We start from the raw sequence: 12,076 nt of genomic DNA on the forward strand, positions 1-12,076 counted from the left end.
GGCCGGCCGGTGTCCATGACGCCTGCGCCGGCCGGGCGGACTGCCTGGATCGCCCTGGCGCTGGCGACGCTGTCGATGACCGTCGGGTTTGCCGTGTGGGGGCTGCTCGCGCCGCTCGCGCCGCTGTTTCGGCAGCAGTGGGGACTGACCGCCACCGAGGCCGGCATCCTGGTGGCGGTCCCGGTCGTGCTGGGGTCGGTGGCGCGCATCCCGCTCGGCATCGTGACGGACCGCTACGGCGGCCGGCTCGTCTTTACCGTCTTCCTGTTCTTCCTGACCGTGCCGCTGGTGCTGGCCGGCCTGACCGGCGGCTTCTCGTCGCTGCTGGCGGTGGCGTTCATCCTGGGCGTGGCCGGGGCGGTCTTCGCCATCGGGGTGCCGTTCGTGGTGCGCTGGTTCCCGCCGGCGCGGCAGGGGCTGGCGCTTGGCATCTACGGCATGGGGAACATCGGGACGGCCATCGCCGCGCTGAGCGCGCCGCCCGTGGCGACGGCCTGGGGCTGGCCGTTCGCCTTCTGGGTGTTCGTGCCGGTCGTGCTGGTCATGGGGGTGCTGGTCTTCCTGTTCGGGCGGGACGCGCCCGGACCGCGACCGACGGCCTCGCTGGCGGCGCGGCTCTCGCCGCTCAAGCGCCCGACCGCCTGGGTGCTGAGCCTCTTCTACTTCCTGACCTTCGGTGGGTTCGTCGCCATCTCGGTGTACCTGCCGACCTTCCTGGTGGACGCCTTCGGGCTGGAGCGGGCCGACGCTGCGAGCCGGGCGGCCGGCTTCGTCGTGCTGGCGACGCTCCTGCGGCCGGTCGGCGGGATGCTGGCCGACCGCTGGGGGGGCGCGCCGGTCCTGAACCTGACGTTCCTGATGGTGGCGCTGTTGCCGATTGTGCTGGCGTTCCAGCCAAATATCCCCGTGCTGACCGTGGCGTTCCTGGGGATGGCGGCGGCGCTCGGGCTGGGGAACGGCGCGGTCTTCAAGCTGGTGGCCGAGACGTTTCCCCAGGAGACGGGCGCGGTGACGGGCCTGGTGGGCGCGGCGGGGGGGCTGGGCGGCTTCTTCCCGCCGATCCTGATGGGCCTCGTCCGAGATGCAACGGGGGCCTACTCCATCGGCTTCATGCTGCTCTCAGAGATTGCGCTCGGGTGCCTGGTGGTCAACCTGCTGGTGATGCAGCGGCGCGCGTCGGCGCTGATGCCGAGCCGGTAGCGATCGCGCGGCTGAGCGCCGAGCCAGCGGGAAGGGCCCACACCCTCCGACTGGGTCAGGGGGTGTGGGCAGCCCGGCCTGATGACCCGTCAGCGTACGCCCGCGCCGGCCCCCACGAAGGTGGTGTGCGTGCCACAACTGTCCTCGATCTCCAGGTGCGCCGTCATCGGCCCGGGCTGCTCCCGCGTGACCAGCAGCCGGGCCTCGCGCTGCCCGGGCGGCGGCGTGTAGGCGCTGCCGCCCGTGATGGCCGCCCCGCCGACGACCTGAACCGTCGCGTTGCTCAGCCCGGTGACGCGAACGGCTTTGAGGGCGTTGTCTGGCCGGGCGGAGGTAGCCTCGGTGGTGACCGTCGCGATGAGCTGGCCGGCGCCGTCCTGCGCGGTCCGCACCTCGATCTTCGGGCGGGGAGAGCACGCGGCGGGCTTCGGCGGCTGCGGGCCGGGCGTCGGGACGGTGGGCGTTGGCAGCGGCGAGGGCTGCTCGTCGAGCGTCGGGGTGAACTCGGCGCTCGCCTCCAGGATGGCTGTGCTCGACTGGCGGGACGACCGCTCCGAGGCCGCCTGGGCGCCGATCTGGACCGGCACGCCGATGCCCGTGAACTTGATCTGGAACGCCTCTCGACGCTGCAACCCTACGTCGACGACCTGGGAGAACGTCTCATTCGGCGACAGCATCCCGTCTGACCCGAGCGTCCCGCCTTGTATGGAGAGGATCGCCCCCACCCCGGCCGGCGTGCTGGTCGGCGCGCCATCGCGGTTGGCCAGGATGTGGCCGACGGTCAGCGCGGTGATGCGCGCCTGCAGGTCGGCAAACGTCCGCTGACTCGCGTTCCGGAACGTGAAGAGGATCCGGTAGACGCCGGCCGGCGCGCGCGGATCGGCTGGCAGGTACGTCCCGGTGGCGCCGATCTGCTGCACGACGCCGTCGATGGGGGTCGGCCCCGATTCGAGGTCGAGCCGGAGCAGATCGCCGCCGCTCGCCGCGAAGAGCACGGGCGGCGTGCCGAGGGCGCTCCCGAGCAGGGTGATCCAGTTGCCGCCGGGCGTGTCAACCAGTGGCTCCCAGTCCTGGCCGCCGTTGGTCGTGACGTAGACAGGGTCGCCCATGGTCGTCGTCGAGGCGTACATGATCGAGGGGTACAGCGGGTTGAACACGAGGGCGTTCACCCATTCGTCTCCGAGGCCCGTGCTTCTCCGTGTCCAGTTCGTGCCATTGTTGACGGACCAGTGGATGCCCCGGTAGCCGCCGGTGAACAGCGTGCTCGGCGCGGTCGGGTGCATCACGAGGGAAAAGATGGCCGGCGGCGAGGTCGCGCCTCCGCCGCCGCAGCAGTCGGTGGGCAGTCCGCTGCCGATCATCTGGAACGTGGCGCCGCCATCGGTGCTTCGGTACATGAACGAGCCGTCCTGCCCGACAACGATCTTGTTCGCATCGGTCGGATCGACCAGCAGGCCGACGACCCTCGACGCGCCGATGTAGTTCGTACCGATGGCGGTCCAGCTCGCGCCGGCGTTGGTGCTCTTGTACAGGCCGGGGTTGCCAGAACTGTTGATGCCGGCGTAGACCACGTTCGAGTTGCTCGGGGCAACGGTGATGGCGTAGATGTCCGGGGCGATGAGGCCCGTGTTGCTGGCGTGCCAGGTCGCCCCGCCGTCGGTGCTCTTGAAGATGCCGTCGTTCGCCGTGCCGGCATAGAGGATCGACGAGTTGTTTGGGTCGATCTCGACCGTGAACACCCAGGCAAGCGTCGTGCCCTGCCCGCCGCGCCAGGTGCGCCCGCCATCGGTGGACTTGAAGACGCCGGAGACGGTCGCCGCGTACATCGTGGTCGGCGTCCGAGGGTCGACGGCGAGTCCCTGCGGAGACGTGCCGTTCAGGCCGCTCGAAACCCAGGTGGCAGCAGCGAGCGGCGCCTGGGCCGCGCGCCTGGCGGTCGCCACCTGCCCGGCGGGATCGTCGCCCCTCGCGAGCGCCGCGCCAGACGAGAGGTCGAAGAGCACCGCCAACGTCAGAAAGAGCGCCATCGTCAGCCGTCGTACTGCCATGCTGTGCACCCCCAGCACCGAACCGGCCGGTGGCGCCCGGCTCGGTCAGGCTCCCGCTGAAAAGACGATATCATAGACATCTTGCACCGAGCGCCGCAGGCCAGCAGGGCTGTGCCACGCATCGGGCGCAACGGGCCGGCCGCTTCGGCGAGACCCCAAGTTGCTGTGATTGCTTGTCAGCGCCCTCCCAGTGCGGGCCACGCGAGCGTTGCGAGGCGACGTCCGCGTCGAGTCTACGTCCGCGCCGACAATGCCCGCTTCGAGGTCAGCAGGGTGCTTCGGGCGGCCGGCCGCGTGAGCTGCCGGTACAGGTGGATCGTCTCAGGGGCTGGATCGACCTGGAGATCCTGCCAGATCTGCTCGCGACAGGCCCGGTAGGTCCGTTCCACCTCGGCCAGCCGACCGCCAGCCGCCAGGTAGCGCAGCAGCTTACGGACGGCGTCCTCGCGGTACGGATCGACGGCCAGGATCTCGCGGCAGCGCGCCGCCGCCTGGTCCCACTCCGAGCGGGCGGCGTAGGCGTCGCTCAGCAGCCCGAGCGCCGCGAGCCGCAGCTCTTCGAGCACCTGCCGTTCTGGCTCGGCCCAGGCGTCGTAGCCGGCGTCGCCCAGGAATGGGCCGCCGTAGAGGCGCAGCGCCGCTTCGAGCGCCTGACAGGCGGCGTCGTACTGGCCGGCCGTCATCAGCTCGCGCCCACGCCTGCAGGCCGCCCGGAACTGCTCGACATCGACGTCGATGCTGAGGGCGGGATTGATGAGGTACTGCCCGTCGCGGTAGAGCACCACGTCGTTCGAGCCGTCCGGGCCATAGCCGCGCAGCGCCCGCCGCAGGGCGTGAACGGCCATCTGGAGGCTGTGCGCGCCGGCGCCCGGGGCGGCGTCGGGCCAGAAGGCGTCGATCAGCGCATCGCGGGTGGCGGCGTAGCCCGGGCGGGTCAGCAGGTACTGGAGGACGCCCCAGCCGCGCCGACTCGAGCAGGACGGCGGCTCGCGGTCTGAGCAGGTGATCCGGAACATGCCCAGGCTGGTGACGCGCCAACGGGTTGCCTGCTGTGCGGCCGGCTGCGCCCCCGGCGTCGCCGGCCGCGACGAGGCCCGCCGCGCGACGGTCAGGGGGGCGTCGCCGGCCCGGGCGGCGTCCTCACGTGGCGCGCTGACGCCCTGCTCGGCCAGCAGCCGCCGCAGCTCCTGCACCTGGTTTTCCAGCTCCAGCAGCCGTTCCCAGGCTTCTTCCACCCGCGCCCCCATGTGGGGCGTGTCGAACGCAATCATCCAGCCTCACCTCAGTTGTCCCCGTCAGCTGGGGTGTGCGGCCCGCTGGCGCGCTCGACCGGCACGCCGCCTGACCTATCCCTTCCCTGTCTCGTACTGGTGAAGTGCATACAATGCCCAGAATCCGTTCACTTCCCCGCGGCAGTCCGGCGCACGTCCGTCCGCGATCTGCCCACCAGCAGCCCGTATGGCCCCGGGTTTCCCGCCAGCGCGCCGCGCACTTGCGCGAGGGACGGCCCGGCCAGCCGGTATACTCCGACCAGGAGTGTGCCGATGGCCACCATGCCCGCCTTCCTGTTCGATCTCGATGGCACCCTGGTTGATTCGGTCTACTCGCACGTCCTGGCGTGGCGGTCCGCGCTCGAAGGGGCCGGCATCGAGCTGTCGGTGTGGCGAATTCATCGCAGGATCGGGATGAGCGGCGGCTTGCTGGTCAACGCCCTCCTGCGCGAGACCGGCACGGCGATCACCGCCGAGCAGGTGGCCCGCATCCAGCAGCTGCACGCCGAGGCCTACGCCCGGCAGGTGCCGAACCTCCGGCCGCTGCCCGGCGCGCGTGAGCTGCTCCAGTACCTGACCGAGCGCGGCGTCCCGTGGACCATCGCCACGAGCGGCCGGATCGAGAGCGCGCAGCCGGCGCTCGACGTGCTGGGCGTCGATCCACGGGTGCCGGTCGTCACGCGGGATCAGGTGGCCCACGCCAAGCCGGACCCGGACCTGTTCCTGGCCGCCGCCGAGCGGCTGGGCGTGGACATCGGCGACTCCATCGTGGTGGGAGACAGCGTCTGGGACTTGCTGGCGGCGAGGAGGGCGCGGGCGCTCGGCGTCGGGCTGCTCTCCGGCGGGTACGGCCAGGATGAGCTGCAATCGGCCGGGGCGTACCGCGTCTACGAAGATCCGTTCGACCTGCTGCGCCACCTGGACGAGGTCGGCGTGCGGCCGGTGGACTGACCGTCGATGCCCCTCGACGCAGCCCCAGCACCCGAGGAGGGTGCGCCGCATCGCGTGCTGGTCGTCAACCCGAACACCAGCGACGAGATGACGGCGGCGATCCACCGCGCCGCCTGCGGAGCCGCGCCGCCGGGCGTGCTGGTCGAGACGGTCCGCGCCGAGTCGGGGCCGCGCAGCATCGAAGGGCACTTTGACGAGGCCGTCAGCGCCCTCGCAACCCTCGAGCCGGTGCTGCGCCGCCAGCACGAGGCCGATGCGTTCGTGCTGGCCTGCTTCAGCGCGCACATCGGCATCGACGCCGCCCGCGAGGTGACCCGCAAGCCCGTGGTCGGGATCGCCGAGGCCGGGATGGCGCTGGCGACCTTCCTGGGACGCCGATTCAGCATCGTCACGACCTCGCCGCGCTGGCGTCCAATCCTCGAAGACGCCGTGCGGCTGTACGGGTACGAGTCGCGCTGCGCGTCCGTGCGGTCGAGCGGGCTGGCCGTGCTGGAGCTGGAGCGGCTGCCGCACGCCGAGGTGGTGGAGCGGCTGACGACGGAGGCCGAGCGGGCGGTCTGCGAGGACGGGGCCGAGGCGATTGTGCTCGGGTGCGCGGGCATGGCCGATCTGGAGACCCGCCTGCGCGCGGCCCTGGACGTGCCGATTGTCGAGAGCGTGGCGGCGGGCGTCGGGCTGGCCTGCACGCTGGCACGGCTCGGGCTGGGGACCAGCGCACGCGGCACCTACGCGCCGGTGCAGCCGCGCGAAGTGGCCGGCGAGCTGCCAGCAGCGGTCCGGCGCGTGTACGAGGGCTGACCCGACGGGAAGCATGTGCGGCCTGCCCCGACGGCGTCTGGCGCTTCTGCTACCCTGTGCCGCGCGGGGTTGCTCGTTTCCAGTATGATCCCTGAGTAATTCAGGCGATTGACTGGACAATCTCGCGGTCAGCTCGGCGTTGCGTTGACCGGAGGCCGTTCCCCTTCACGCCGCGGAGGTGACCGCTCCTATGGTCGTCGTAACGCACCCTGACACCGATCGACTCAGCCCCACTGCCGAGACCCAGGTGGCCGAGCGCACCGCCCAGCGGGCCGGCTTGAAGCTCGGATTCCTGACCCGGCTCGAAGTGGGCGCGGACCCGGCTGACTCCTACAAGTTCGGCCTGGAGATGTTCGATCTGGCGGAGGAACTCGGCTACGACACCGGCTGGATCGCGCAGCACCACTTCCTGAACGGCGCTGGCCGCCTGCCCTCGGTGTTCCCGTTCCTGGCCGCCGCCGCGCAGCGTACGAAGCGCATCAACCTCGGGACGGCCGTCGTGACGCTGCCGCTGGAGGATCCGCTGCGCGTCGCCGAGGACGCGGCGTTCGTGGACGTCATCAGCGGCGGCCGGCTCCAGCTTGGCGTGGGCACCGGCGGCGATCCGCTCTCCTTCAACGCCTTCGGCAAGGACGTGAACGCGCGCCGCGAAGCCTACGCCGATGGCCTGCGGCTGATCAAGACGGCGCTGACGGGCCAGCCGGTCAACGGCACCACGGCGGTGATGTACCCGACCGCCCCGAGTCTGGTGGATCGGATCTGGGAAGCGACGTTCAGCGTGGACGGCGGCGGGCGCATCGGCAAGAACGGCAGCGGCCTGCTGCTGGCTCGGACCTCGGCCCACTCCGGCGATCCGGCGGACGTGGTGCAGGCGCCCATCGCCGAACTGTACCAGCAGGAGCTGGAGCCGCTGGGCATCGCGCCGAGGGTGGGCATGTCGCGGACGGTCTACGTCGCGGCGGACCGGGCCACGGCTATGGAGCACTTGCGCTCGGGCGTCGAGCACTGGATCGAGGTGCTGAGCGGCCGAGGCCAGTTCCCGACGGGCCTGACACTGGAGCAGGCGTTCAAGCGGATTCACATCCACTACGGACACCCGGAAGAGGTCATCGAGAGCATCCGCGACGACAAGCTGTTCGCGATGTCCACGGAGCTGATCTGCCAGGTGCAGCCCGGCGACCCGACCCAGAAGCAGATTCTGAAGTCGATGGAGCTGCTGGCAACGCAGGTTGCGCCGGCGCTCGGGTGGAAGCCGAACCGGGGCTAAGAAGCGCGGGAGACCCTCCCCCTCGGCGCGGACAGTTCCAGACCGTGGCATGTTGCTGAGTTGGCATGCTCCCTACAGGTATCAGGTCATCCTGAGCGTAGCAAAGGATGACCTTGCCGCTTGCACGCTTTGCACAGAGCGACGGCCTGTCTCTGCCTGGCACTGTGCACGCCCGTGCACACGAGCAGGCCCGGTAGCCCGACCGGCCTGGGGGGCCGTGGGGACCGGCCTGGGGGCCGTGGGGACAAAGGGGCCCCGTGGTAGGGTGTGGAGGGCCTTCCTACGCCTTCCTCATCTGCCGGCCCCGCAGCCAGAACGCCACCCGCGCCAGCAGCAGCGCCCCGAGGATCGTGGCGTAGAGCATCGGCTGGCTGATGTCGATCTTGACGCGCCACAGGAAGTGGATCACCGCCAGGATGCCCGCCACGTAGACCAGCTGGTGCAGGCGCGTCCAGGTCTGGTACCCGAGCCGCCGCACCCACCCGGAGGTGGATGTCCAGGCCAGCGGCACCATCAGCAGCAGCGCCAGGAACCCGACCGTGATGAACGGCCGCTGCACCACGTCCTCGACGATGATCCCCAGGTCGACGCCCTGATCCAGCACCACGTAGACCAGGAAGTGCAGCAGCGCGTAGAAGAACGCCAGCAGGCCGAGATCGCGCCGAAGGCGGATCGGCCAGGTCCAGCCGAACGCCCACCGCAGCGGTGAGCAGGCCAGCCCCGCGATCAGGAACACCAGCGCGATCAGCCCGAGCTCGTTGATGACCTCGGCAATCGGGTTCGCGCCGAGCGTCCCGCGCACCGTCCCGACGATCATCGCCGCCAGCGGGACCAGCGCCCCGAGGATCAGGCCCGGCCGCAGCCAGGGCATCGGTGTGCCGCGCCGGGGGGCCGGCCGCGCCGCGCGTGGCCGCGCGCCAGCCGCCAGCAAGGGTGGTGTCGTCGCCATCTGTCGCCCCGTCTCAGGCTTCCGGAGCCTGCATCAGTACAGCTTGCTGCCACCCTGCCCAGCAGAGCAGCGCCTCCAGCACGTCTCAGGCTTCCGGAGCCTGCATCAGTACAGCTTGCGCGGGTCCATGCCGGCGTACAGCTCGGCCACCGATTCGGCGTACCCATTGAACGGGAGCGTCTTGCGCCGGCCGACCTCGCCGATGCGCCGCTCGCTGGCCTGGCTCCAGCGCGGATGATCGACCTCCGGGTTCACGTTCGCGTAGAAGCCGTACTCGTTCGAGGCCGCCAGCGCCCAGGAGGTCTTCGGCTGCTCCTGCGTGAAGCGGATCGTGACGATGGACTTGGCGTTCTTGAAGCCGTACTTCCACGGCACGACGAGCCGCAGCGGCGCGCCCATCTGGTTCGGCAGCTGCCGGCCGTAGACCCCGACCGTCATCAGGGTCAGCGGGTGCATCGCCTCGTCCATGCGGAGGCCCTCGACGTACGGCCATTTGAGGACCGGCCGCCGCACGCCCGGCATCTGCTTCGGATCGTTCAACGTCAGGAACTCGACATACTTCGCGTTGCTCGTCGGCTCCAGCCGCTTGATCAGGTCGGCCAGCGGGAACCCGAGCCAGGGGATCACCATCGACCACGCCTCGACGCAGCGCATCCGGTAGACCCGGTCCTCCGGCGTGAACCAGCCGAGCAGGGTGTCGATGTCGATGGTCTGGGGCTTCGCCACCTCGCCCTCGACGGCGATCGTCCAGGGACGGGTCACGAGGGTGTGGGCGTTCTGGGCCGGATCGCCCTTGTCCAGGCCAAACTCATAGAAGTTGTTGTAGGTCGTGACGGACTGGTACGAGGTCAACGCCTCGTCCGTATCGTAGGGGCCGCGCGTGCTGGGGGCAGTCGGTGGGCCGGCCGCGACAGCGGAAGGCGGCCCACCAGTCGCAGGCTGGCCCCCGGCCGCGGGCTGCTGCCCGGCCGCGGGAGCCGCCCCGGTCCCCGTCCCCTGGGCCACGGGCGGCGGCTCTGGCGCGTCTGGCGGCGGCTTCATGCCGGCCAGCCAGAGCAGGCTGCTTCCGACCAGGGCAGCCGTCCCGGCCGTGAGCAACCCGTTCTTCAGGAAGTCTCGGCGGCCCATGAAGGCCGATTCTGGCGTGATCTCGCTGCTGGGCGGCTCTGGTGGCAGGTCTCGCTGGCTCTGCATGGCTTGTCTTCCGGGCAACGGCGAGCGCCCCACCCCACCCTACCAGGGGGCCTCACCATCCCCGCGACCCCCGATCCCGCGTGCGTCTCCACACCGCGCACGGGGAGGTAGGAAGAGGCCGCCAGGGCTCGTCCTCGTTTCGCGCCGCCGTCAGGGCCGAGGGCAGCCTGCGCGCGGCGAACCGCGCCGCCACACCCCCGACAGCGTCACGTACTCGAAGCCTACCACAGCCCGCGCGGCCGTCATCGAAACGTAAGAAGTCGGGTGGGAATGCTCCCCATCAACCCCTCACAACCTGTGCCCCACGACCCACGACCCACGACCCACGCCCCAGTCCTAGCACCAGGGGTCGATCAGGATCTTCCCGCGCTGGCCGGACCGCGCCAGGTCGTACGCCGTGTCGATCTCCCCCAGCCCGAAGCGGTGCGAGATCATGCGCGTGAGCTGGAGCCGCGGCAACAGTTGTGCCGCCTCCCGAAACGTGGCGACGCCCCCCGAGCCGTACACCCCTTCGAGCTTCAGTTGCCAGCGGTGGAAGCGCCAGAGCGGAAACGGCATGGTGGCCGTGTCCGAGTTGACGCCCACCATGATGGCCGTGCCACCCGGCTTGAGCGCCCAGAGGCAATCCACCAGCGGCTCACCGCGCCCGGCCGTCTCCAGCGCGATGTCCACGCCGTCCGGCCCGGCGAACGCCTTCACCGCGTCCGCGACCGACTCCCGCAGCGGGTCAACCACCGCTGCTGCGCCCAGCTCCAGGGCCAGCGCCCGGCAGCGCTCATCAGGATCGGAGACCAGCACGCGGGCGCCACCGAGCCGGGTGAGCTGGGCCGTCATCTGGCCCATCGGGCCGGCCCCGGTCACCAGGGCGGTCATGCCGGGCCGCGGGGCCGCCGCCCGCACCGAGGCGTAGCAGCAGGCCAGCGGCTCGATGAAGATGACGGTGTCCAGCAGCACGCCCGGCGGCAGCACGACCACCTGCTCGGCCGCGACCACCACCTGTTCCGCGAACCCGCCCCGGCTTGAGACCGCCACGACCGTGCCAACTGGCAGATCGGTCACGCCCGGCCCGACGGCCTCGACCGTGCCGCCCCACTCGTGCCCCCAGACGAACGGGGCCGGCTCGGGCGTCGGGAACAGGCCTTCAGCGTAGTGGACTTCGGTCATACAGACGCCGCACGCATGGACGCGCACGCGCACCTGCCCCGGTCCTGGCTCTGGTGTGGGCACGTCCTGGATCTGCTGGGTGGCGCCGCCCAGCCACATCAACTGCCGCATGGTTGCCTCGTCGCTCCCCTGCTGGATGGCAGCGGTGAGCGAACGTCAAAAGGCCCGGCCACCGCGCGGAGAGGGTAGGCCACCGAAGACCGCCGACGCCATCCCCGACGAGTTCGTGCGACCGATTGCGCTCGGCGGCAGCCCGGTCGATGTGCGCGTCCGGATGGATGCACTGATCGCGGCCGGCGCCGACGAGATCGTGGCGTTCCCGCTGGTGGCCGAGGGCGAGACGGTCCAGAGCACCATCGACCTGTTCGCGGAGGCGTGCGGCCTTCACACGCCCACCGGATGACGACTGAGGCTGTCCCGAGGCGCGGGGCGTTGCCCAGCTTCCGGCCCCCGCGCGACAATGAATGAGGGCGGGCGGCATCAGGAGGGAGCTATGGCAGACGGCGAGGTCAGGGCATTCGGGCAGTACATCGTGGCCGACCCGGAGGTCTGCCACGGGCAGCTCACATTCCGGGGGACGCGTATCCTCGTGGAAGTGGTCATCCGTCAGATCGCGCGGGGCATGGACTGGGACGAGATCGTACGGGAATGGCGCGGGAGTATATCGAAGGCCGCGATCGCCGAAGCCGTGCTGCTTGCAGGATCCGCCCTGCGCGCCAGCGTTGATGAGTCGCGGCTGGATACGCTGACGCTCGAACGTCGCGCTGGATGAACATTCTCGACGAGAACGTACCGGCGTCACAACGTGCACTCCTGCTGGCGTGGCGTATCCGAATCCGTCAGATCGGATTCGAGGTCGCGAGCAAGGGCATCAAGGATGAGCAGATCATCCCGCTGCTGCGATCGCTCGGCCGGGCAACGTTCTTCACTCTGGATCGGGACTTCGCGGACCCGCGCCTCTGCCATCAGGCCTATTGTCTGGTCTATCTTGATGTCGAGGACTACGACGCGGCCGCAACGGTCCGTCGAATACTCAAGCACCCGATGCTGAATACCCAGGCAAAACGGTTCGGCGCGGTCGTCCGGGCAAGCCATACTGGCATACTCATCTGGCGGCGGAACGCCGACGAGCAAACGCTCTCCTGGCCGTCATAGGCGCAGGTCGTCAGCGATCCAGACGGTACTGCACGATGCCGCCGTCCTCGACGCGCTTCACCTCGGGGTGGTCTTCGGC

The 12,076-nt window shown here is 70.3% G+C and carries 12 protein-coding genes; 7 read left to right on the plus strand and 5 right to left on the minus strand.

Going from position 1 to position 12,076, the window contains the following annotated elements:
• The first annotated feature begins 15 nt into the window (after positions 1-15).
• Positions 16-1,200 carry a NarK/NasA family nitrate transporter gene (locus IT306_18355; protein MCC7370394.1) on the plus strand — a complete coding sequence of 395 codons (1,185 nt, stop codon included), beginning with the start codon at positions 16-18 and terminating at the stop codon, positions 1,198-1,200.
• A gap of 89 nt (positions 1,201-1,289) precedes the next feature.
• On the opposite strand, the gene IT306_18360 is transcribed toward IT306_18355, so the two are convergent.
• Positions 1,290-3,248, minus strand: coding sequence for a hypothetical protein (locus IT306_18360; GenBank protein MCC7370395.1), 1,959 nt, complete (start codon positions 3,246-3,248; stop codon positions 1,290-1,292).
• Positions 3,249-3,481: 233 nt separating this feature from the next.
• Entirely contained in the window at positions 3,482-4,519 is a 1,038-nt protein-coding gene (locus IT306_18365) for a winged helix-turn-helix domain-containing protein (protein MCC7370396.1), read from the minus strand.
• Positions 4,520-4,801: 282 nt separating this feature from the next.
• Between IT306_18365 and IT306_18370 the strand changes: the two genes are divergently transcribed.
• The 3 genes from IT306_18370 to IT306_18380 all read left to right on the plus strand — a co-directional run bounded on the left by IT306_18370 (position 4,802) and on the right by IT306_18380 (position 7,535).
• Positions 4,802-5,470, plus strand: a complete 669-nt coding sequence (locus IT306_18370) for an HAD family hydrolase (protein MCC7370397.1) — start codon at positions 4,802-4,804, stop codon at positions 5,468-5,470.
• 6 nt (positions 5,471-5,476) lie between these two features.
• The gene (locus IT306_18375; protein ID MCC7370398.1) at positions 5,477-6,268 is read left to right on the plus strand and encodes an aspartate/glutamate racemase family protein; all 792 of its coding nucleotides are present in this window, start codon (positions 5,477-5,479) and stop codon (positions 6,266-6,268) included.
• Positions 6,269-6,458: 190 nt separating this feature from the next.
• Complete coding sequence (locus IT306_18380; GenBank protein ID MCC7370399.1) at positions 6,459-7,535, plus strand: LLM class flavin-dependent oxidoreductase; 1,077 nt, start codon at positions 6,459-6,461, stop codon at positions 7,533-7,535.
• 280 nt (positions 7,536-7,815) lie between these two features.
• Here the strand turns inward: IT306_18380 and IT306_18385 are convergent, their stop codons facing one another.
• From IT306_18385 to IT306_18395, 3 genes are all read right to left on the minus strand, one after another.
• Positions 7,816-8,484: a sulfoxide reductase heme-binding subunit YedZ gene (locus IT306_18385; protein ID MCC7370400.1), complete on the minus strand. Its 669-nt coding sequence runs from the start codon at positions 8,482-8,484 to the stop codon at positions 7,816-7,818.
• 105 nt (positions 8,485-8,589) lie between these two features.
• Entirely contained in the window at positions 8,590-9,678 is a 1,089-nt protein-coding gene (gene msrP / locus IT306_18390) for a protein-methionine-sulfoxide reductase catalytic subunit MsrP (protein MCC7370401.1), read from the minus strand.
• A 336-nt stretch (positions 9,679-10,014) separates the two neighbouring features.
• Positions 10,015-10,953 carry a zinc-binding dehydrogenase gene (locus IT306_18395; protein ID MCC7370402.1) on the minus strand — a complete coding sequence of 313 codons (939 nt, stop codon included), beginning with the start codon at positions 10,951-10,953 and terminating at the stop codon, positions 10,015-10,017.
• Positions 10,954-10,987: 34 nt separating this feature from the next.
• On the opposite strand from IT306_18395, the gene IT306_18400 reads away from it, so the two are divergent.
• From IT306_18400 to IT306_18410, 3 genes are all read left to right on the plus strand, one after another.
• Complete coding sequence (locus IT306_18400) at positions 10,988-11,245, plus strand: hypothetical protein (protein MCC7370403.1); 258 nt, start codon at positions 10,988-10,990, stop codon at positions 11,243-11,245.
• A 90-nt stretch (positions 11,246-11,335) separates the two neighbouring features.
• Entirely contained in the window at positions 11,336-11,614 is a 279-nt protein-coding gene (locus IT306_18405; protein MCC7370404.1) for a DUF433 domain-containing protein, read from the plus strand.
• Positions 11,611-11,997 carry a hypothetical protein gene (locus tag IT306_18410; protein ID MCC7370405.1) on the plus strand — a complete coding sequence of 129 codons (387 nt, stop codon included), beginning with the start codon at positions 11,611-11,613 and terminating at the stop codon, positions 11,995-11,997. The genes IT306_18405 and IT306_18410 overlap by 4 nt, the downstream gene beginning before the upstream one ends.
• Positions 11,998-12,076 lie beyond the last annotated feature (79 nt).

This window comes from Chloroflexota bacterium (genome assembly GCA_020850535.1).
In the GTDB taxonomy this organism is placed as follows: Bacteria; Chloroflexota; UBA6077; order UBA6077; family JACCZL01; genus JADZEM01.